The sequence below is a fragment of the Streptomyces sp. NPDC000878 genome (assembly GCF_053599695.1).
This window is the reverse complement of sequence record NZ_JBSFMT010000114.1, coordinates 1-21,609: the sequence shown is the minus strand read 5'-3', so window position 1 is coordinate 21,609 and position 21,609 is coordinate 1. Positions and strand designations below refer to the sequence as shown.

The 21,609-nt window shown below is 69.1% G+C and carries 18 protein-coding genes, 1 rRNA gene and 1 riboswitch; of the genes, 5 read left to right on the top strand and 14 right to left on the bottom strand.

The genetic code is table 11. From position 1 onward, the window contains the following. The first annotated feature begins 227 nt into the window (after positions 1–227). Positions 228–1,037, top strand: coding sequence for a PhzF family phenazine biosynthesis protein (locus ACWDR4_RS47160; RefSeq protein ID WP_450418008.1), 810 nt, complete (start codon positions 228–230; stop codon positions 1,035–1,037). Positions 1,038–1,098: 61 nt separating this feature from the next. On the opposite strand, the gene ACWDR4_RS47155 is transcribed toward ACWDR4_RS47160, so the two are convergent. Further along, positions 1,099–1,899, bottom strand: coding sequence for a CPBP family intramembrane glutamic endopeptidase (locus ACWDR4_RS47155; RefSeq protein ID WP_450418006.1), 801 nt, complete (start codon positions 1,897–1,899; stop codon positions 1,099–1,101). Positions 1,900–2,114: 215 nt separating this feature from the next. Between ACWDR4_RS47155 and ACWDR4_RS47150 the strand changes: the two genes are divergently transcribed. Further along, the gene (locus ACWDR4_RS47150) at positions 2,115–3,878 is read left to right on the top strand and encodes a substrate-binding domain-containing protein (RefSeq protein WP_450418004.1); all 1,764 of its coding nucleotides are present in this window, start codon (positions 2,115–2,117) and stop codon (positions 3,876–3,878) included. Between the two features lie 272 nt (positions 3,879–4,150). Here ACWDR4_RS47150 and ACWDR4_RS47145 read toward each other — a convergent pair whose 3' ends face one another. Continuing rightward, positions 4,151–5,668 carry a glutamate--cysteine ligase gene (locus ACWDR4_RS47145; protein WP_450418002.1) on the bottom strand — a complete coding sequence of 506 codons (1,518 nt, stop codon included), beginning with the start codon at positions 5,666–5,668 and terminating at the stop codon, positions 4,151–4,153. Between the two features lie 575 nt (positions 5,669–6,243). On the opposite strand from ACWDR4_RS47145, the gene ACWDR4_RS47140 reads away from it, so the two are divergent. Further along, positions 6,244–6,828, top strand: coding sequence for a hypothetical protein (locus ACWDR4_RS47140; RefSeq protein WP_450418000.1), 585 nt, complete (start codon positions 6,244–6,246; stop codon positions 6,826–6,828). A gap of 374 nt (positions 6,829–7,202) precedes the next feature. Continuing rightward, on the top strand, positions 7,203–7,409 hold the full coding sequence (locus ACWDR4_RS47135) for a DUF5999 family protein (RefSeq protein ID WP_450417999.1): 207 nt from the start codon (positions 7,203–7,205) through the stop codon (positions 7,407–7,409). Positions 7,410–7,532: 123 nt separating this feature from the next. On the opposite strand, the gene gcvP is transcribed toward ACWDR4_RS47135, so the two are convergent. Beyond that, positions 7,533–10,418, bottom strand: a complete 2,886-nt coding sequence (gene gcvP / locus ACWDR4_RS47130) for an aminomethyl-transferring glycine dehydrogenase (protein WP_450417998.1) — start codon at positions 10,416–10,418, stop codon at positions 7,533–7,535. 180 nt (positions 10,419–10,598) lie between these two features. Next, positions 10,599–10,692: riboswitch (glycine riboswitch) on the bottom strand. 116 nt (positions 10,693–10,808) lie between these two features. Here gcvP and ACWDR4_RS47125 point away from each other — a divergent pair. Then, a complete protein-coding gene (locus tag ACWDR4_RS47125; protein WP_450417996.1) occupies positions 10,809–11,180 on the top strand; it encodes a PRC-barrel domain-containing protein in 372 nt (123 codons plus the stop codon). Here the strand turns inward: ACWDR4_RS47125 and ACWDR4_RS47120 are convergent. From ACWDR4_RS47120 to rrf, 11 genes are all read right to left on the bottom strand, one after another. Continuing rightward, entirely contained in the window at positions 11,102–12,547 is a 1,446-nt protein-coding gene (locus ACWDR4_RS47120; RefSeq protein ID WP_450417994.1) for a DNA polymerase IV, read from the bottom strand. The two genes, ACWDR4_RS47125 and ACWDR4_RS47120, sit on opposite strands and share 79 nt — an antisense overlap. Before the next feature lie 57 nt (positions 12,548–12,604). Continuing rightward, complete coding sequence (locus ACWDR4_RS47115) at positions 12,605–13,288, bottom strand: MerR family transcriptional regulator (protein ID WP_450417993.1); 684 nt, start codon at positions 13,286–13,288, stop codon at positions 12,605–12,607. Between the two features lie 284 nt (positions 13,289–13,572). Beyond that, positions 13,573–14,046: a bifunctional nuclease family protein gene (locus tag ACWDR4_RS47110; protein ID WP_006123076.1), complete on the bottom strand. Its 474-nt coding sequence runs from the start codon at positions 14,044–14,046 to the stop codon at positions 13,573–13,575. A gap of 86 nt (positions 14,047–14,132) precedes the next feature. Next, positions 14,133–14,867, bottom strand: coding sequence for a transcriptional regulator FtsR (ftsR, locus tag ACWDR4_RS47105; RefSeq protein ID WP_450417992.1), 735 nt, complete (start codon positions 14,865–14,867; stop codon positions 14,133–14,135). A 42-nt stretch (positions 14,868–14,909) separates the two neighbouring features. Continuing rightward, positions 14,910–15,800, bottom strand: coding sequence for an FHA domain-containing protein (locus ACWDR4_RS47100; RefSeq protein WP_450417990.1), 891 nt, complete (start codon positions 15,798–15,800; stop codon positions 14,910–14,912). Positions 15,801–15,930: 130 nt separating this feature from the next. After that, complete coding sequence (locus ACWDR4_RS47095) at positions 15,931–16,842, bottom strand: DUF881 domain-containing protein (RefSeq protein ID WP_450417988.1); 912 nt, start codon at positions 16,840–16,842, stop codon at positions 15,931–15,933. 5 nt (positions 16,843–16,847) lie between these two features. Continuing rightward, on the bottom strand, positions 16,848–17,180 hold the full coding sequence (locus tag ACWDR4_RS47090; RefSeq protein ID WP_003988855.1) for a small basic family protein: 333 nt from the start codon (positions 17,178–17,180) through the stop codon (positions 16,848–16,850). Further along, positions 17,177–18,079, bottom strand: a complete 903-nt coding sequence (locus ACWDR4_RS47085) for a DUF881 domain-containing protein (protein WP_450417987.1) — start codon at positions 18,077–18,079, stop codon at positions 17,177–17,179. The genes ACWDR4_RS47090 and ACWDR4_RS47085 overlap by 4 nt, the downstream gene beginning before the upstream one ends. Positions 18,080–18,186: 107 nt before the next feature. Then, complete coding sequence (locus ACWDR4_RS47080; RefSeq protein ID WP_450417986.1) at positions 18,187–20,682, bottom strand: sugar phosphate nucleotidyltransferase; 2,496 nt, start codon at positions 20,680–20,682, stop codon at positions 18,187–18,189. Between the two features lie 114 nt (positions 20,683–20,796). After that, a complete protein-coding gene (locus ACWDR4_RS47075) occupies positions 20,797–21,405 on the bottom strand; it encodes a CDP-alcohol phosphatidyltransferase family protein (protein ID WP_450417985.1) in 609 nt (202 codons plus the stop codon). A 109-nt stretch (positions 21,406–21,514) separates the two neighbouring features. Next, a 5S ribosomal RNA gene (gene rrf, locus ACWDR4_RS47070) occupies positions 21,515–21,609 on the bottom strand; the annotation flags it as partial.

The window sequence follows — 21,609 nt, the reverse complement described above, 5'->3', positions numbered from 1 at the left end:
CGGGGGGGGGGGGGGGGTGCCGCGCGGGGGGGAGTTGGCCCCACCGGCGGGGTGGGGGGGGGGGGGGGGGGGGGGGGCCCCCCCCCCCAGGGATGGGACGGGTAAGGGCGGCGGGGGCGAAGAAACCCACCCCGCGCCCCCGCCCCCACCCACCAACCCCGCGGAGCGGGCCAACACACCCGAATTGGCCTTGGCCCCCCACCCCACCACCCCCCTAGCGTCATCCCATGCGCATTCGAATCGTCGACGCCTTCACCGACCGCCCCTTCACCGGCAACCCCGCCGGCGTCATGCTCCTAGACGCCTTCCCGGACGACACCCGACTCCAGCGGATCGCCCTGGAGGTCAACCACGCTGAGACGGCGTTCGCCCACCCCCTCCCCGAGGGCGCCGACGCCGACTGGGCCCTGCGCTGGTTCACCCCGGCCACCGAGGTCGCGATGTGCGGCCACGCCACCCTCGCCACGGCCCACGTCCTGCACACCACGGGCGCCCACACAGGCCCCGTACGATTCGCGACCCGCAGCGGTGTCCTCAGCGCGACACCCCGCGAGGACGGCTCGATCACCCTCGACTTCCCGACCGCCCCGCTCACCCGCGTCGAGCCCCCCGCCGGACTCTCCGAGGCCCTGGGCGCCGAGCCGCTCACGGCCTTCGACACCGGCCCGAACATCGGCGACCTGCTGATCGAGGTCGCCGACGAGAAGACGGTCCTGGGCCTCTCCCCCGACCTCAAGAGCCTCGCCGCCCTCTCGGAACGCGGCATCATCGCCACCGCCCGCGCCGACAACCCCGCCGAGGGCCACGACTTCGTCTCGCGCTGTTTCTTCCCACGGATCGGCATCGACGAGGACCCGGTCACCGGCAGCGCCCACACGGCCCTCGCCCCCTACTGGTCCGAGCGCCTCGGCCGCCCCGACCTCACCGGCTTCCAGGCCTCCGCCCGCGGCGGCCTGGTCCGCACGGAACTCCGCGGCGACCGCACCCTGCTGACCGGCCGGGCGGTCACCACGATCGACGGCGAGCTGCTCGCCTGAGGGCATGCGAAGGGGGCGCACGAACCCCTCGTACGCCCCCTCAATGCATCCCCCGAGCCACTCACCCGGTAGGCAGCCACCCCACCTTCCCCGCCAGCAGCGCATACCCCACGAACGCCCCGATATCGAGCAGCGAATGCGCCACGACCAGCGGCCCCACCCGCCCCCACCGCCGGTAGAGGTACACGAACACCACCCCCATCACCATGTTGCCGATGAACCCGCCGATGCCCTGGTACAGGTGGTACGACCCGCGCAGTACGGAACTGGCCACCAGCGCCGTCCCCGGAGTCCACCCCAGCTGATTCAGCCGCCGCAGCAGATACGCGACGACGATCACTTCCTCCAGTACGGCGTTCTGCACCGCCGAGAGGATCAGCACCGGGTACTTCCACCACACCTCGGGCAACGCCTCCGGCACCACCGTGAGGTTGAAGCCGAGGCCACGGGCCGCCAGGTAGAAGGCGATTCCGCTGCTGCCGATCACCGCCGCGATCGCGGCCCCGCGGCCGAGGTCGGGCCAGGGCCGGGTGCGGTCGAAGCCCAGCGTCCGCAGCCCCTTCCCCTCCCGCAGCAGGAAGTGCGCGACCAGCGCGACCGGTACCAGCGACGTCGTGATGCCGAAGAGCTGCCAGGCGAGATCCAGCCATGGACGGCCCGGCGCAGCCGAGGCGTTGAGGGTGGCCGCCTGGTCCTTGAGGCCCCCCGGTTTCGTGACCGATCCGACAAAGCTGATCAGAGCGGAGATACCACTCGCACCGAGCGAAAGCCCCAGAACCAACAGCGTCTCGTCCCGGAGAATCCGTCGCGACGGCCGCTCCTCAGGAAAAGAATCAGCCACCGCGCCTGCCTCCACCTGCACTCCTGCCTCCAGTTGTTCAATCCCGCCGCATCCCCGTCCTCGCCCCGCTAGGGTCTCGAAAGAAGTTGCGAAGAACCTGCGCGACAGGCCGTTTGGGGGGCGGACGCCGCTTCCGGCGTGCCGCCCCATCCCTGCCATACGGCCCATGCAGCCGATTCAGCTCATCGGCTGTTTCGCGCCATGTGTTCTGTTCACCAGGGAGGGACATCACCGTCATGGGACGTCACAGCTTGCCCGATCGACCTGAGGCGGGCGCGGGCGACCCCCGTTCACGCACCCGCCGCCGCACGGTCGCCATCGCCACGGCGCTCGTCCTCACCATCGCCGGAGGCACGGCAGTCGCCGTGCGGACCGGTCTGCTGTCCTTCGGTTCGTCCTGCCGGGACGACCCGGTACGGCTGACGCTCGCCGCCTCCCCGGATCTGGCTCCCGCGCTGGAATCCGCGGCCGACCGGGCCCTCGACCAGGGCGTCACCTCCGACGGGCGCTGCCTCGACATCGAGGTGACCGCCCGGGACTCGTACAAGGTCGCGGACGCGCTGCGCACGGGCAAGCCGTCCGACGCCCAGATCTGGGTGCCCGACTCGGACGTCTGGGTGGACCGGGTCACGGCCGACGGGAGGGCGACCCAGGTGACCACCGTCGGGAACGTCGCCTCGACCCCGGTGGGCGTGGCCGTGGTGCCCGCCGCCGCGAAGGCGCTGGGGTGGCCGCGGAAGACGTACTCCTGGACGGAGCTGGTCGGCGCCACCCTGGAGAACGACGATCTGGCGCTCGGCGCGGCCGATCCGGCGCGCAGCGCGACCGGCCTGCTGGCCCTGACCCAGCTCGGCACGGCCGCCGCGAAGACGGAGGACGGCGCCACCCAGGCCGCCGCCCTGATGAAGGCCCTGTCGCAGCGCGTCTCCGACAGCGACGGCCAGGTCCTGGACACCCTGCCCCGCGACTCCTCGGGCACCGAACAGGGCAACCCGAAACGCAACCGGACCCTCGTCCTCGCGGAACAGGCGGCGTACGCGTACAACTCGTCGGCGGACAAGGCCCAGGACCTCGGCCTCTTCTACCCTCAGGACGGATCGCCCCGGCTCGACTACCCGTACACCCTGGTCGACGGGACGGAGCTGACGACCGACCAGAGCCGGGCCGCGATCCGCTTCATGACGTTTCTGCGCCGCCCCGAGCAGCTCCGGCTCCTGGAGCAGCGGGGCTTCCGGACGGACGACGAGCGGGCCCCGGGCACGCTGGTCGCCCGGGCCGGCGGCCGTGCCCCGCAGCCGTACGCGCGGGCGGCCGGCGAACCCGCGTCGGCGGCGGCGCTCCAGGAGGCCCTCGGCACCTGGACGATCACCGTGCAGAGCGCCCGGATCACGACGGTCGTCGACGCCTCCTTCTCCATGGCGGAGCAGGTGCCGGGCACGGACCGGACCCGGATGGACGTCACGAAGGCGTCCCTGCTCCAGGCCCTCGCCACCTTCACGCCGGAGGACGAGATCGGCCTGTGGGAGTTCTCCACCAAGCTGGACGGCGCCAAGGACTACCGCGTCCTGGTCCCGACCGAACGCCTCGGCGACCGCAAGGGCGACGGCACCCAGCGCGACCGGCTCTCGGCGGCCTTCGGCGGCCTGGAACCGGTCCCGGGCGGCGCGACAGGCCTGTACGACACCACACTGGCCGCCTACAAGTCGGCCACGTCCTCGTACTCGAAGGGCAAGTTCAACGCACTGGTCATCCTGACCGACGGCGTGAACGAGGACCCCGGCAGCATCACACGCTCGACCCTGGTCCGCACGCTCCAACAGCTCACCAACCCCGAGCGTCCGGTACCCCTGATCATGATCGCGGTGGGCCCGGAGGCCGACCGCGAGGAGGCCCAGCAGATCGCCGGGGCGACGGGCGGCTCGGGCTACGAGGTGACGGACCCGACCCAGATCCACACAGTGATCCTCCAGGCAATCGTGGCAGCAGGCAGCGGCACCTGACCGCCACCTGTTCCCTTGGAGCCCCGAAGCCGGAGCCCAGGGGGCTTGAAGGCCGGAGGCCGGAGGCCCGGAGGCAGGGGCCTGGAGCCCGAGGCCGGGGCTCGGAGCCCGAGGCCGGGGCCCTGAGCCCGAGGCCCGGAAGCCGAGGCCCCGGCATTACCCGAGAGGCACCGGCTCCGGGGCCCGGGTGCCAGGTGGCGGGAGCCGGAGGCCGGAGGCCGGGGACCGAAGGCCGGGGACCGGGGACCGGAAGCCAGTCCGAGCCCCCGGCATCACCCAAGACGCACCGGCTCCGGCAGCCCCACCGGCCAGGTGTGCACCGGCTCCCCGACGTGCATCAGCTCGCTGTAGCGCCGGGTCGTCGCGGCCAGCGCGGCATCACGGGACAGCCCCTTCTCCAGCGCCCGGTGGAAGGTGGCCGCCTGCCAGGACGCCCCGTTGGCCCGCCGTCGGCACCGTTCCTCGATCACCCCTAGGTACAGGTCCCGGTCGGCGGGTTCGACCCCCCACGCGTCGAGGCCGGCCTCGGCGAGCGGCAGCAGTTCGTCCCGTACGAGATGCACCGCGTCGACCTCCGCGATGCCGCCGAACCGGCCGCCCCGGGGCCACTGGAACCGCGCGTCGATGCCGTGCCGGCAGGCGGCGTCGAAGTTGGCGGCGGCGGCCTCGAAGGGCAGCCGGGTCCACACGGGCCGCGACTCCTCGGCGAGCGCCCGGACGAGCCCGTAGTAGAAGACCGCGTTGGCGATCACGTCCGTGACGGTGGGCCCGGCGGGCAGCACCCGGTTCTCGACGCGCAGATGCGGTACGCCGTCCGCGATGCCGTACACCGGGCGGTTCCAGCGGTACACGGTGCCGTTGTGCAGCACCAGCTCGCCGAGCTTCGGCACACCCCCGTCGTCGAGGACGTCCAGCGGGTCCTCGTCGTCGCAGATGGGCAGCAGCGCCGGGTAGTAGCGCAGGTTCTCCTCGAAGAGGTCGTACGCCGACGAGATCCACCGCTCCCCGAACCAGGTGCGCGGCCGTACACCCTGCGCCTGCAGCTCCGGCGGACGCGTGTCCGTGGACTGCGTGAACAGCGGGGGCCGCGACTCGCGCCACAGCTCACGGCCGAACAGGAAGGGCGAGTTGGCGCCGACCGCGATCTGCGCGGCGGCGATCGCCTGCGCCGCGTTCCACACATCGGCGAACCGCGCCGGAGTGACCTGGAGATGCAGCTGCACGGAGGTGCAGGCGGCCTCCGGAGCGATGGACTTCGAGGTGCACGAGAGGCGCTCCACCCCGTCGATGTCGAGCAGGAAATCCTCACCGCGGGCGGCCACGATCTGGTCGTTGAGCAGGGTGTAGCGGTCGACGTCGGAAAGGTTGGAGGAGACCAGGTCGTCCCGGTCGAGCGTCGGCAGAATGCCGATCATCATGATCCCCGCGTCCACCTCCTTCGCCTTCCGGTGCGCATATGCCAGCGACGTACGGAGTTCCTCGGCAAGCCGGTCGAAAACCCGCCCGTCGAGGCGGTGGGGGGCGATGTTGACTTCCAGATTGAACATGGCGAGCTCTGTTTGGAAATCTCGGCTCGCGATCCTTTCAAGTACTTGCGCATTCATCATTTTCGGCATGCCGTCGGGCCCGACGAGATTCAGCTCGATCTCCAGGCCCAGGAGATTCTTGGGGCGGTCGAACCGCTTCTCGGCCAGCAGCCGCTCCAGCCCCGTCAGGCACTGCCGGAGCTTGGCGCGGTAGCGCTGGCGATCGGACAGGTCGAACTGCCCCGCCACGACCTTCTCCCCCATCGAAGCGTCCTTCCTCGAATGGGCAGGCCGAAGATCCGGCCACTGATGTCCCGGGTCACGTGGGATGATGCCCACCCAGCGGGATTGATAACGTCCCACGCGCGCCCGTGGCCCGCTACGCTGGCCCATATGACCGGAGGCACATTCGTCCGGCATGGCGCGACAGACTTTGTGCGGACAAACGACTCGACAGTTTCGCGCAGTTGCGAACTCGTGAAAAACGCCGACGACAATTGGCCGACCGCCTCAGGCGCGTATACCGAGGTCACCGCGGTGCGACGGGCCGAGAATCGGTGGAAACACCACGCAACGCCGACCGAATAGACCCTTGTTCTTCACGCGGGAAACGGTTAGACGAAACACAGTCAGAACACGTGTCGTATAAACTCCGCGAACAAGGCAGAGAGTCGGCGCCCAGGTCCTGGGTCCTGCCGTCCAGGTGACGTGCGGCAGGCCGCACCCCCGCCAGCGCATCCGGCCCCCGCCTCTTTGACCCCGAGAGACTTCGAGAGCTGACAGCGCCGTCCGCCCCCGCCCTCGCGCCACCCTGCCTGTCGAATGAGAGGCGTCCCACCATGCCGCTGCATGTCCCCCCGGCTCCCGCGCCAGCACTGCGCACCATCCTCACGGCACTCGGTTCCCCCACCGCGGTCCGCGAGGCACGCACCCCGGCCCTGCGCACCGCCCAGGGACCAGCCACCCCCGAACTCCCCCTGCCCGTGCACGTCCTCGACCGGATCACCCCCGCGGGCACCCCCACCACCCGGCTGACCGGGTGGCGCTTCCTGATCCGCTGCGGCGACCGCGCGGTGGCCGCGGCGGAGACCACACTGACCCCCGACGGCTGGGCCTTCTCGCACTTCTTCGAAGGCCCCTACATCGCCTCCACCGAGCGCGCCCTGCGCCAGGCCGAGACGATGAAGCAGCCCTACCAGGCACGCCTGCTGTCCGTCCCCGAGCTGTACATGCTGACGCTCTGGCTGCACGGCGACATCACCGCCGACGCGGCCGAGGGCCACCCCGCCGCGACCGACCTGCTCGTCCCGCTGGCGCCGGCCCCGCCCGGCATCGCCGCCCACCGTCCGCACCGGGTCGCCGAACTGCTCCCGGTCCTGACCCATCGGGTGACTCCGGCCCCGCTGCTGAGTTCTCCCGCCTGAACGCACACGGCACGGCACTCTCCGTATTCCCGCGTACCCCGCCGCCGAATTCCCGGCAGCGGGGTACGTCGCTCTTTCGCGCGCCAATACGCTCGTACGAGCCATTAAGGGTTTGCGGCCCGTCCGGACTAGCCCTTTCCGGCCCCCAAGAACCACCCGAACGGACAGCCCAGTTGGGCTGAACCGTCCGCCCGGGTGATGCGTCTTGAACCTGTGAGAAGCGGTGCGGCTAAATACCTGCGGATTGACGCCCGTAGAGCAACACTGGTTTCGAACCGACTTTCCCAACGGGGGCGGCCATGAACAGTGCTTCGAGCCGCAGGACAGACACCACAGCCATCTCACACTCCACGACAGAGCGAAAGATCCCATCAATGTGCCAGCACCAGCCACCGTGCCCGACAGCTCACTCCACCGACCGGGAGTCCGCCCGCCTGACGGCGCACCACCCGGAACAGGGATGGAGCCTGCTGTGCAACGGCGTTCTCCTCTTCGAGGACACCGGTGAGCTACTGCCCGACGGCCAGATCATCGCCCCGCACCGCCCGGCGGGCGCCGGACCGGTGATGACGGCCGCCTGACGGCCGCGCACGAAGGGCAGCCTCCGGACGCCAGGAGCGCCTGCCCGAACAGCAGAACAGACAAAGAGGGGCCGGCCCGCAGACATCCACTGCGAACCGGCCCCGACGTGTGTCCGAGGTCGACTACTCCTCGTAGGCGTCCAGCGGCGGGCAGGAACAGACCAGGTTCCGGTCACCGAAGGCCTGGTCGATCCGGCGCACCGGCGGCCAGTACTTGTCGGCCGCCGAGACCCCGGCCGGGAAGACCGCCTCCTCGCGCGTGTAGGCGTGCGTCCACTCCCCGCCGAGCGCGGCGGCGGTGTGCGGCGCGTTCCGCAGCGGGTTGTCGTCGGCCGGCCACTCGCCCGCGCCGACCTTCTCGATCTCGCCGCGAATGGCGATCATCGCCGCGCAGAACCGGTCCAGCTCACCCAGGTCCTCGGACTCGGTCGGCTCGATCATCAGCGTCCCGGCCACCGGGAACGACATCGTCGGCGCGTGGAAGCCGTAGTCGATGAGCCGCTTGGCGATGTCGTCGACGCTCACGCCCGTGGCCTTGCTGATCGGCCGCAGATCGATGATGCACTCGTGCGCGACGAGCCCGCCGGGCCCGGTGTAGAGCACCGGGTAGTGCGGCTCCAGCCGCTTGGCGATGTAGTTGGCGCTCAGCACGGCCACCTGCGTGGCCCGCTTGAGCCCCTCGCCGCCCATCAGCCGGACGTACGCCCACGAGATCGGCAGAATGCCCGCCGAACCCCAGGGCGCCGCCGAGATCGGCCCCACACCCGTCTCGGGCCCGGCCGCGGGCTGCAGGGGGTGGTTGGGGAGATACGGCGCAAGGTGCTCCCGAACACCCACCGGCCCGACTCCGGGACCGCCGCCCCCGTGCGGAATGCAGAACGTCTTGTGCAGATTGAGATGCGAGACATCCCCGCCGAAGTGCCCCGGCTTGGCCAGCCCCACCAGCGCGTTGAGGTTGGCCCCGTCGACGTACACCTGCCCGCCGGCCTCGTGCACCTGCGCGCAGATGTCGGCGACATGCTCCTCGAACACCCCGTGCGTGGACGGGTACGTGATCATCAGCACCGACAGCTCGTCGCGGTACTGCTCGATCTTCGCCCGCAGATCCTCGACGTCGATCTCACCGTCCCCGGCGGTCTTCACGACGACGACCTTCATCCCGGCCATGACGGCACTGGCCGCGTTGGTCCCGTGCGCGGACGACGGAATCAGACAGACCGTCCGCTGCTCGTCCCCGTTGGCGCGGTGGTATCCGCGTACGGCGAGCAACCCGGCCAGCTCGCCCTGCGAACCGGCGTTCGGCTGGAGCGACACCTTGTCGTACCCGGTGACCTCGGCGAGCCGCTCCTCCAGCTCACGGATGAGCGTCAGATAACCCTGCGCCTGCTCGGCGGGCGCGAAGGGGTGCAGCTGGCCGAACTCGGGCCAGGTGACCGGCTCCATCTCGGTGGTCGCGTTGAGCTTCATGGTGCAGGAGCCCAGCGGGATCATGCCCCGGTCGAGCGCGTAGTCACGGTCGGCGAGCCGACGCAGGTAGCGCAGCATCGCGGTCTCGGAGCGGTACTGGTGGAAGACGGGGTGCGTGAGCACGTCGTCGGTACGCAGCAGCGCGCCCGGCAGCGTGTCCTCGGCACCCGCGTCGAGCGCCTCGATGTCGCCCTCGACCCCGAACGCGGTCCATACGGCGCCCAGGTGAGCCCGCGTGGTGGTCTCGTCGCAGGAGACCGACAGCAGGTCGGCGTCGACGAGGTGCACATTGACCCCGTGCTCACGCGCCGCTGCGGCGACCTCGCCGGCCTTCCCGGGCACCCGCACGGTCACCGTGTCGAAGTAGGCCCCGTGGACGACCTCGACACCGCCCGCCGTCAGCCCCGCGGCGAGGATCGTGGCGTACCGGTGGGTGCGCCGGGCGATGGTCCGCAGCCCCTCGGGCCCGTGGTGGACGGCGTACATGCCGGCCATCACGGCCAGCAGCACCTGCGCCGTACAGATGTTGCTGGTGGCCTTCTCCCGGCGGATGTGCTGCTCCCGCGTCTGAAGAGCGAGCCGGTACGCCCTGTGCCCGTCCGCGTCCACGGAGACACCCACGAGCCGCCCGGGCAGACTGCGCGCGAACTGCTCACGTACGGCCATGTATCCGGCGTGCGGCCCGCCGAAGCCCATCGGCACGCCGAACCGCTGGGTCGTCCCGACCGCGATGTCCGCGCCGAGCTCACCGGGCGAGGTGAGCAGCGTCAGGGCCAGCAGATCGGCGGCGACGGTGACGACGGCACCGAGCCCGTGCGCCTGCTCGACGACGGGCTTCAGATCCCGTACGGCACCGGAAGCACCCGGGTACTGAAGCAGCACGCCGTTGATCTCACGCCCGGCGATGTCGTCCGGAATACCGGCGCTCAGGTCGGCAACGACGACCTCGACACCGACCGGCTCGGCCCGCGTCTGAATGACCGCGATGGTCTGCGGCAGGGCGTCCGCGTCGACGAGGAAGAGCCCCTTCTTGTTCTTGCCCATGCGCCGCGACAACGCCATCGCCTCGGCGGCGGCGGTGCCCTCGTCGAGCAGCGAGGCACCCGAGGTGGGCAGCCCGGTGAGGTCGGCGACCATGGTCTGGAAGTTCAGCAGCGCTTCGAGGCGCCCCTGCGAGATCTCCGGCTGGTACGGCGTGTACGCGGTGTACCAGGCCGGGTTCTCCATCACGTTCCGCAGGATCACGGGCGGGGTGAAGGTCCCGTAGTACCCGAGCCCGATCATGGACCCCAGCACCTGGTTCCGGTCGGCCAGCGACCGCAGCTCGGCCAGCACCTCGGCCTCGGTACGGGCGCCCGGCAGGTCCAGCGCGTCGGCGTTCCTGATCACATCCGGGACCGCTGCGGCCGTCAGCTCGTCGAGCGAGCCGTATCCGACCTGCGCGAGCATCTTGGCCCGGTCCTCGCGATCAGGCCCGATGTGGCGCCGCTCGAAGGGCGTGCCCTGTTCGAGTACGGCGAGCGAAGTGCGGTGGACGGTCATGACGGAGGCCTCCTGGTCGTCTGCGACCTTCGAGGGGCACCACGGCACGGGTGCCCGAACGGCCTCCCCCTCTGTCATCTCGACCTGAGAGCTTCACCGGGCTGCCAACGCGCTGACGTCCCGGTTTTCACCGTCGGTGAGAGCGGAGACCATGAACTCCGCCCTGCTTTCCAGAGTGACCTCGTCCGTGCGGTACAGGGGCCTGAGAGATTCCGGGGAGGAGTTGCTCCTTCGGCGCCTCCGAGGTTCCGGAGGACTCTCCCGCACAGGGTCAGCAGCCACTGGCCAGCCTATCAGCGGCTCCACGCACACACCTTCGAGTGGCCACCTTCTCCGAAGTGCTCTTTTGTAGTGCTTACGGATGAGTTGCGACCATACGGAGGGCCCGCCGTGCAGACCGACATCGATCCGCGCCACCTGATCGGCCGCAAGGCCTTCGACCGCAACGGCACCAAGATCGGCACGATCGACGAGGTCTACCTCGACGACGCGACGGGCGTGCCGGAGTGGGCAGCCATACGGACAGGGCTGTTCAGCAGGGACGCCTTCGTACCCCTTGAACCCAGCGAACTGATCGACGGCACGCTGCGCGTCCCCTTCGAGCGGGCCCTGATCAAGGACGCCCCCGACTTCGGCGTGGGCCGCCATCTCTCCCCGGAACAGGAACTCCAGCTCTACCACCACTACGGTCTCGACTTGGCGCCCCCTCCTCCGTTCCCGGACCACGACTTCGGCAAGCTGGCGGGCTCGGACGACTCCTGATCGGGCCCGACACCCTCGGGTCTTCGGGGCCCGGTGGAAACCAACGGCAGCGGATCCGCCGGCTCCAGCGCGGGATCGTCGGTACGGAACGTCCGCACCCGCCCCGGCTGCTCCGCCTCCGGCGTCTCGAACCGCACGGTCACCCGCCCCAGCCCGCTCCCCTGCACCCACCCGTGCCCGAAGTCGCCATGCCGTACGTCGTGCCCCGTGGTCCAGTGCCGCTCGGCAGGCGCCTCCTGGTCCTCCACGGCCTCGTGCTCCGCCTCCTCCACCAGCTCAAGGGCCGCCAGCTCCCCGGCGGCCTGGGCGAACAGATCCTCCTGCGTGAAGTCGGCGAGGCCGCTCACCCCGACCCCGAGCAGTCGCACGCCACCTGTCGTGTCCACCGACTCCAGTAGCCGGGCCGCCGCCTCCCGCACCACCCCGGGGTCGTCCGTGGGCCCCCGGAGGGTCTCGGACCGGGTCAGCGTGGAGAAGTCGTACCGCCGCACCTTCAGGACGATGGTCCGCCCGGACAGCCCGGCACCGCGCAGCCGCCGCACACACCGGTCCGCGAGCCGCTGCACTTCCGTCCCCACCCGGACCCGGTCGTGGATGTCCACGTCGTACGTGTCCTCGACCGACACGGACTTGGTCTCCCGCTCGGCCACCACGGGCCGCTCGTCGTGCGCCAGCGCCATCGCGTACAGCCCGTGCCCGTGGGCCTTCCCCAGCAGCCGTACGAGTTCGTCCTCGCCCGCCTCGGCCAGCTCGTCGACCGTACTGATCCCGGCCCGCCGCAGATGGTCGCCCGTCGTCGGCCCGACCCCGGGCAGGATCCGCACCGACATGGGACCGAGCAGCGCCCGCTCGGTCCCGGGCTCGATCAGCACCAGCCCGTCCGGCTTGGCCTGCTCCGAGGCGATCTTCGCGAGCATCTTGGAGGCGGCGAGGCCCACCGACCCGGTGAGTCCCGTGACGGCCCGTATGTCAGTGCGCAGCTTCGCCCCCGCCAGCCGCGCCGACGCCTCGTCCCAGGCCGCTTCCCCGGCCTCCAGATCCACGAACGCCTCGTCCAGGCTGAGCGGCTCCACCAGCGGTGACAGCGCCCGCAGCAGCGCCATGACCTGCTCGCTGATCGACCGGTAGAACCCGAACCTCGGCACGAGATACGCGGCGTTCGGCGCGAGTCGCCGCGCCTGGGCCATTGGCATCGCGGAGTGGACCCCGAACACCCGCGCCTCGTACGAACAGGTCGCGACCACCCCGCGCGGCCCCAGCCCGCCCACGACCACGGCCTTCCCGCGCAGACTCGGCTTGGACGCCTGCTCCGCCGAGGCGAAGAAGGCATCCATGTCGAGATGCAGGATCGTGGGCGCGTTTCTCACATGTCCGATGCTGCCCTACGCCACTGACAATGCCCCGGAACACCGAGGCAGGGGCGGTCAGACCGCCCGGTTGCGCCGCCGCGCCAACTCGTCCGCGGGGTTGTGCCCGACAAGCGTCTCGCCGGTGTCGACGCGCTCCCCATGCAGCTGCGAGAGAGCGCTTTCCACGTCCCGCCACACCACACCGACGGCGATACCGAAGATGCCCTGCCCGCCCTGGAGCAGCGCGTGCACCTCGTCGGGGGAAGTGCACTCGTAGACGGTCGCGCCGTCGCTCATCAGCGTCAGGCGCTCCAGATCCCGGAACTCGCACGCCCTCAGGTGCTGGACCGCCGTACGGATGTTCTGCAACGAGACACCGGTGTCGAGAAAGCGCTTCACGATCTTCAGGACGACAACGTCCCGGAAGCTGTAGAGCCGCTGCGTCCCCGACCCATGAGCGGGCCGCACACTCGGCTCGACCAGCCCGGTGCGCGCCCAGTAGTCCAACTGGCGGTAAGTGATGCCGGCCGCCGCACACGCCGTCGGACCGCGGTAGCCGATCTCCTCGGACGCCATGGATGTCGCCCCTCCGCCGCCTGCTACAGCCGTCGGCCGCGGCGGAACGTGATCGGCCGCGCTGCCGTGATGGGGGTCCCCCCAGCTCGAGCGTAGCCGAGAGCCTGGGGGAGGGTACGGGCCGCTCTCCCCCAGACCGCGTCCGGGGGCACCCCCAGCCGTACCGTCGCCGCTGCTTCTCACGCCGACCTCCGTCCTTGACCTGCCTTCTCGACGGTAGGCAGTCACCAGGGGCGCGTCAACGATCGCCACACTCGGCACGCCGAGTGATAATCACCCTAGGAGTGGTTTCCCGCACCCCACCGCGGGGAAAGGCTAGCCGAATGCGCTCCGCAAGGGCCGCACGACGCTCTCACACGCCGCTGGCAATTGCCATCATCCGTGACGTCGCCGGGCAAAAGGACAGGCTCCACCGACCACCAGGTCCGTGGAGCCGCCCGAGCCTCGTCAGCCGTCGCCGTCAGGGCTCACTGACTGTTGGTCCCGAAGTCCTCGGGAGAGATCTGGTCGAGGAACTCGCGGAACTTCTCCACCTCGTCCTCCTGCTCGTCCGGGATCGCGATCCCGGCGTCGTCGAGCACTCCGTCGCTGCCGTAGATCGGCGTCCCGGTGCGCAGCGCCAGCGCTATGGCGTCGGACGGGCGGGCACTCACTTCAACCCCACTGGCGAACACCAGCTCCGCGTAGAAGACACCCTCGCGCAGGTCCGTGATGCGCACTTCGGTGAGCTCCTGGCCGACGGCCTCCAGCACGTCCTTGAACAGGTCGTGCGTCAGCGGTCGTGCGGGGGCCATGCCCTGCTGGGCGAAGGCGATCGCCGTCGCCTCCCCCGGTCCGATCCAGATGGGGAGGTAGCGGTCGCCTCCCACTTCCCGCAGAAGCACGATCGGTTGGTTGGAGGGCATTTCGACCCGGACACCTACGACATCGAGCTCGTTCACACAGCAACCCTAGGCCGTGCCCGGGACGTTTGGGTAGTCGGGCACGGAACGGGTGGCCGATCCGCCCTCCGGCTTGCCCTTTCCGCTCAGGGCTGCCGCACTCCCAGTGCGATCCGCACCAGGGCCGCGTGCAGCTTCACCGTGAGCCCCGCCAGTTCCTTGCTTCGGGCCTCCGCGAGAGCCCTGGTCTGCGGATTGCGGTGGAGCCTGAGCGGGGCCACCACCTGGTCGACCAGGCCGGCCTCACGGTCGGCGGCGGCCTTCATCACCCGCAGATGGCGTGGCTCGATCCCGAACCGCCCCAGCTCGGCGACGAGCGCGGCGACGGTGACCGTCTCCGCGTCGTACGCCCCGTCGGGCAGCGGCACGACCAGCCCGTACGACTGCCACTCCTCGAGTTCCTCGTCGCCGATCCCGGCGGCGGCGAGCAGCTCCGCCCGGCCGATCCGGACGGCTGTGGGCCCCTCGGGCTCCAGGCTCGGCTCACCGTCCCGCTGACGGCCCACGGTGGGGAGCGATACGGCCTCCCCGCGCTCCATGGCGTCCAGGTACTCCCTGATCACCTTGAGGGGCAGATAGTGGTCCCGCTGCATTCTCAGGACATGGCCGAGGCGCTCGACGTCCTCCGGGCTGAACTTGCGGTACCCCGAAGGGGTCCGCTGCGGCTCGATGAGCCCCTCCGACTCCAGGAAACGGATCTTGGAGATGGTGACTTCGGGGAACTCGTCGCGCAGCGCGTTCAGCACTGTGCCGATGCTCATCAGCCCACTGTCCGCGGCGGCGATGCCGTGGCCGGCACCGCCGCTCGGTGTTTGAAGCATGGACCTTCCCTGGGGTCCCTCCGGACTCGGTCCGGAGGAGGGTCAGTAGCCCCGCTGGCTCGCGTAGAACACCAGCCGGTACTTGCCGATCTGCACCTCGTCACCGTTCGACAGGGCGACAGAGTCGATCCGCTCTCGGTTGACGTACGTGCCGTTGAGGCTGCCCACATCGGAGACCGTGAACATGCCGTCCTGGCCTCGGCGGAACTCCACGTGCCGACGGGACACGGTCACGTCGTCCAGGAAGATGTCGCTCTGCGGATGACGCCCGGCCGTGGTCAGCTCGCCGTCCAGGAGGAAGCGGCTGCCCGAGTTCGGGCCGCGGCGCACCACCAGAAGCGCCGACCCGAGCGGCAGCGCGTCCACTGCGGCCTGCGCCTCGGGCGAGAGCATCGGCATCTGCGTCTGCCCGGTGACCTCGGCGTCGTACGCCTCGATACCGGAGATGGAGATCGTGGACGTCGTCTCCGACGGACGCTCGGGGGTGGCCCCGGCTCGCAGCGGCGCACCGCAGTTGGAGCAGAAGCGGCTGTTCTCCGCGTTGCGGTTACCGCACCTCGTACACACCAGGGCCGACATCGACGGATCCTCCTGCCGCGGCTGCCCCGCCGGGGCATTGGACGCATAGGGGTCGGAGGAAAACTCTCCACCCGTACTTGAGGTTGACGGTTCCCCGAAACCTATGCGCCCGGACTGGGCAGGGTCAACAGACGGCGCGCCCTGACCTCCCGGAACGTCACCGCCCGGACCGCCGACCTGGTCCCGGAACAGAGGGCGCTGACCCTCCGCGTCGGGCTGTGCGCGATGGCGGGCGGTCGCGTTGTCGCTGCCCTCTCGCGCGCTCTTGCCGAACAACTTCGCAAACAACTTCACGGGCGATTCCCCTTGACCGAAACAGACCCGCCCGTGGGGCAGGACGAACCCTGACTGCACCTACCGGTCGACCCGGACATCCTCACAACGTCCGTCTCCACCTGACAGTTTCCACCACGCACCACCCATTCGGTGCGCCGACCCCCCGCAACCTCATGCCCTCCCCGGACAGCCCCCATGCACCCCCGGTTCACTGGGAGGACGACCGAGCGTAGTCAGGCTGCTTCGCCGCTCGCAAGGCGTCCACAACGATCTTGTCCGCCCGCTCCACGGTAACGGTGGCCTGCTCCTTCTCCAGGGTCTGCACCACACCTCCCGGGATGTTGAGCGCCGGTTCGAGGTCCTGTGGCTTGCCGATGACCTTGAAACGATAGGGAGCGTCGATCTTGTTCCCGTCGACGCTCACTCCCCCGCCGTCCTCGTCCGCCAGAAAAGTCCCCGCGACGACCCGTACACCGTTGACCTGGATCGCCTCGGCACCGGCCGCACGCAACTCCTGGATCGCGTCGAGCAGCATGTCGGCTTCGACCGTCCCCTTCGTGTCCTCGATGGTCAGCGTGATCCCGGGCCCCTGAGCGGCCACCGTGCCCGCCAGGATGCCCAGTTGCCGCTCCTTCTCGACCGTCTGCTTACGGGCCTCCTCAGCCTGGTCCGAGCTGTTCTCCAGCTCGGTCCGCTGATCTTCGAGACCCTGCTTCTCGTCCTCAAGACGCTGAGTACGGTCATCCAGTTCATCGAGGATGCGTACAAGATCTTCCTGACGCGCACCGCGCAGCGCCCCGTCACTGTCGCTGGTGGACGCGACCTGGACCGCCAGCCCGAATCCCAGCCCGAACAGCAGCAGGGCGACGATGAGTTGAGCCCGGGTCACCCGCGGCGGCCACAGCCCCTTCACCAGCCGCTGACGGCCGGTCAGGGACGGTCCAGGCTCCTCGCCGGCCGTCACGGCCGCAGCGTCCACGGCCCGTGCCTCGGAGGCCTCCGAGGCCTCCGAGGCCTCCGAGGGCGTGGGAGAGACCTCCTCGGGCAGTTCCTCGCGCAACCGGTTCTCGCCCGCGTCGGCCTGCTTGTCGCTCGCGCCGCTCTTGTCGTTGTCGCTCATCGGCGTCAGGCCCGGAAGACGTGCCGACGGATCGCCGCGGCATTCGAGAAGATACGGATACCGAGGACCACGACGACACCGGTGGACAACTGGGCGCCCACGCCCAGCTTGTCGCCCAGGAAGACGATCAGCGCGGCCACGACGACGTTCGACAGGAACGACACCACGAAGACCTTGTCGTCGAAGATGCCGTCGAGCATGGCCCGCAGACCGCCGAACACGGCGTCCAGGGCCGCGACGACAGCGATGGGAAGGTAAGGCTCGACGACCGCCGGAACCTCGGGCCGGACCAACAATCCAGCCACGACTCCCACGACGAGGCCCAGTACCGCGATCACGATGTGCCCTTCTCTGTCTCTGTACTCGGTTGTGCTGTACGTACGATCACGCTCGGTGCGGCGGGCAGCCGGAGGTCGCGCTCCACGGAGATGCTGGTCCGGATGTCGAAGTTCTCCTGCAGCGCGGCCAGATACAGTCCGTCGGCACTGTCCTGGAACTTGCTGCTCAGCCGCTTGCCGTCCCCCACCGCGAGCACCGTGTACGGCGGCACGAGCGGCTTGTTGTCGACCAGTATCGCGTCTCCCGCGGCCCGGATCGCCGACAGAGCCGTCAGCCGCTGCCCGTTGATCGCGATGGCCTCGGCACCCGACTGCCAGAGCCCGTTGACGACCCGCTGCATGTCCCGGTCGCGCACCCGTCCGGTGTCGGAGAACCCGGAGGTCTCCCGCGCGTCCCCGCCGGCATCGCTGCTGGCTTCCTTCGCGTCGTCGACGACGAGCTTCACACCCGGTCCGTGCACCTCGATCGCACCCGACAGAATGCCCACCAGGTCAGCCTGTTCACTGCCGCCACCGGACTTCAGCGCCGCTCGCTGACGCGCGCTGACATCGTCGCGCAGCTGGTCGATCGATTCCTCCAACTTGTCGGCCGCCTCGGTCTCGCGGTCGATACGGTCGATCAGTTCCTCGCGCTCCTTGGCGATCGCGGGCGCCGCCACCCGCGCCTGCGCGGCTCCCACGGTCACCACGAGAGCGGCGAGCACCAGCCCGGCGGCCAGGCCCAGCTTCGCCCTGAGCGGCTTCGGCAGACCCCCGTCGCCCGCGGCCTTCTTACGCTCGGCCGCCTCGGCATACCCCTCGTCGAGACTGTGGTCCATGACGTTGGTGAGCAGCGACATGGACGCGTCCGGGCGGGAACGGCTCGTGGGGATGCTCCGAACGGGGGGCTGCTGCGGCATGCCGCACATCGTCCCACGTCGCGACCACTGCCTCCGAACGGCCCCACCGACGTGCCGGACAGGCCCCATTGGGGACCCCTGTCCGGCACGCGCGCGTGGACCTCGATTCAGCGACCGGCGCCGTCCACAACGGTGGCCCACTCGTCGAGCAGCGCCTGAGCGGAGGCGTCGTCAGGCCCTTCGGCCCACAAATGCGTCACGGCCTCCGCCGGGTCGGGCAGAACCATCACCCACCGCCCGTCGGTCTCGACCACCCGCACGCCGTCAGTCGTGTCGACGAACCGCTCTCCGGCCGCCTCGACAACCCGCCGCATGACAAGTCCCTTGACGGCCCAGGGAGTCGCCAGGTCCCGCTTGAGCACATGCGCCTTCGGAATCCTGGCATCGATCTGGCTGAGCGTGAGCTGCGTCCGCGCAACCAGCCCGATAAGCCGTACGAAGGCTGCCGAACCGTCGAACACGCTGCTGAACTCCGGCACGATGAACCCACCGCGTCCGTCTCCGCCGAAGATGGTCGACTCATCCCGCCCGACCCGGGTCAGATCGTCGGGCGACGTGGTCGTCCACTCCACCTGGGTACCGTGATAGGCGGCCACCTGCTCGGCGATACGGGTAGTGGTCACCGGAAGCGCCACCCGCCCGCTGCGCCTTTCAGCAGCCACGAGATCCAGCATGACGAGCAACGCCCGGTCGTCCTCGACGATCCGCCCCTTCTCGTCGACGAGCGAAAGCCGCTCACCCACCGGGTCGAATCGCACTCCGAAAGCAGCACGCGCCGACGCCACGATCTCCCCGAGCCGCACCATCCCGGACCGCCGGGTGTCCGCGGACTCCGTCGGCCTGGACTCGTCAAGACCGGGATTGATGGTCAGCGAATCGACACCGAGCTTCCCGAGCAGACTGGGCAGCACCAGCCCCGCACTGCCGTTGGACGCATCCACGACAACCTTGAGCCCGGACTCCGCGATCCCGGTCGTATCGACATTCCGCAGCAACGACCCGGTGTACGAGTCGAACACACTGGCCGGGAAATGCAGATCCCCGATCTCCCCGGGGAACGCCCTCCGGTATTCCTGCCGTGCGAAGACCCGATCCAGCTTCCGCTGACTCGCCTGCGAAAGGTCGGCCCCCTGCCCGTCGAAGAACATGATGTCGACGGAATCAGGCACCCCAGGCGTCGTCCGGATCATGATCCCCCCGGCACTCCCCCGCGCGGTCTGCTGCCGCGCCACCGGCAGCGGTACGTTCTCCAGGTCCCGTACGTCGATGGCGCTGGCCTGCAGCGCGGAGATGACCGCCCGCTTCAGTGCCCGGGCGCCACGGGAGTGGTCGCGGGCGGTGGTGACGGTGGACCCCTTCTTCAAGGTGGTCGCGTACGCACCGGCCAGCCGCACCGCCAGCTCGGGCGTGATCTCGACGTTGAGGATTCCGGACACTCCACGGGCACCGAAGAGATGCGCCTGCCCTCTGGATTCCCAGATCACCGAGGTGTTGACGAAGGCGCCGGCCTCGATCGTCTTGAACGGGTAAACGCGCACGTTCCCCTGGATGATCGATTCTTCACCGACGAGACACTCGTCGCCGATGACCGCGCCGTCCTCGATCCGGGCCGCGCGCATGATGTCGGTGTTCTTCCCGATGACGCAGCCGCGCAGATTGCAGTGCTGGCCGATGTACACGTTGTCGTGCACCACGGCCTTGTGCAGAAAGGCACCGCTCTTCACGACGACGTTCGAGCCGACAACGGTGTGCTCGCGGATTTCCACGCCGGCCTCGACCTTGGCGTAGTCCCCGATGTAGAGGGGCCCTCGGAGCACGGCATCGGGATGCACCTCGGCGCCCTCAGCAACCCACACTCCGGGCGAGATCTCGAAACCGTCCAGTTCGACGTCGACCTTGCCCTCCAGGACGTCGGCCTGCGCCTTCACGTAGCTCTCGTGCGTACCGACGTCTTCCCAGTACCCCTCGGCGATGTAGCCGTAGACCAGCCGTCCTTCCTTCATCAGCTGCGGGAAGACGTCACCGGACCAGTCGACGGAAACATCGGCCTCGACATAGTCGAAGACCTCCGGTTCCATGACGTAGATGCCGGTGTTCACGGTGTCGGAGAAGACCTGTCCCCAGGTCGGTTTTTCGAGGAAGCGCTCGACCTTGCCCTCCTCATCGACGATGGTGATACCGAATTCCAGTGGATTCGGCACCCTCGTCAGGCAGACAGTGACGAGCGCACCCTTTTCCTTGTGGAAATTGATCAGCTCGGTGAGGTCGAAGTCGGTCAGCGCATCACCGGAGATGACGAGGAAAGTGTCGTCCTTCAACGCCTCCTCGGCGTTCTTGACGCTTCCGGCGGTACCGAGTGGCTTCTCCTCATTGGCATAGGTCAGCTCCATCCCGAGCTCCTCGCCGTCACCGAAGTAGTTCTTGACGAGTGAGGCGAGGAACTGGACAGTAACGACTGTCTCGTTGAGCCCATGCCTTTTGAGCAGCCGAAGCACGTGCTCCATGATCGGCCGATTGGCCACTGGCAGAAGCGGCTTGGGCATGCTTGAGGTCATTGGGCGAAGGCGTGTGCCTTCGCCTCCGGCCATCACGACGGCCTTCATGTCGGAAGCGTCCTCCTTGAAGAGACGACGGTCTAGCCGACTTCACCCGTCCAGATTGTCCCGCACTTTGCCGACGCGGGCCATCGAGGCACTACAGCTGCCCAACCGGCGAGCTCAATCGGCCATGGCGTCCGCACGAACCAGTCGGCGGACTTGTACCACGTAGAGGACTCCTGCCCACCAGTAGAGCGTTGTACCCCATCCTGCGAACGCCCATCCGAAAATAGCAGCGAGTGACGAGAGCCACCCACTTCCGTCACTGAGCAGAAGCAACGGGAAGGCATACATCAAGTTGAAGGTAGCGGCCTTCCCGAGGAAGTTCACCTGCGGCGGCGGATACCCATGACGCCTGAGGATGCCCACCATCACCAACAGAACCAGCTCTCGCGCCAGCAGCGCAGCGGTCAACCAGATTGGCAGAATCTCGCGCCAGGTGAGACCGACCAGAGTCGAGAGAATGTAGAGCCGGTCGGCCGCGGGATCGAGGAGCCGGCCAAGCCTGCTGATCTGGTTCCAGCGCCTCGCGAGCTTGCCGTCCAGATAGTCACTGATCCCGCTCAGCATCAGTACCAGGAGCGCCCAGCCGTCGCTCTTCGGACCGCCGAACTCGGGTCGAAGGATCAGCCACAGAAAGACGGGCACGCCGACAAGGCGCGCCATGCTGAGGATGTTCGGGATGGTGAGGACCCGGTCTGTCTGGACACGGGTCTCCTGGACCTCCACCCGGGGGCCTCCTGTGGGAAACGAGCCAACGATGCCCCCTGACCCTACCTCAACGCAAAAAAGCTCCGGCTCTCGGGCAGTGTGCCCAAGAGCCGGAGCTATAAAAGGAGTTCGGCGGTGTCCTACTCTCCCACAGGGTCCCCCCTGCAGTACCATCGGCGCTGTAAGGCTTAGCTTCCGGGTTCGGAATGTAACCGGGCGTTT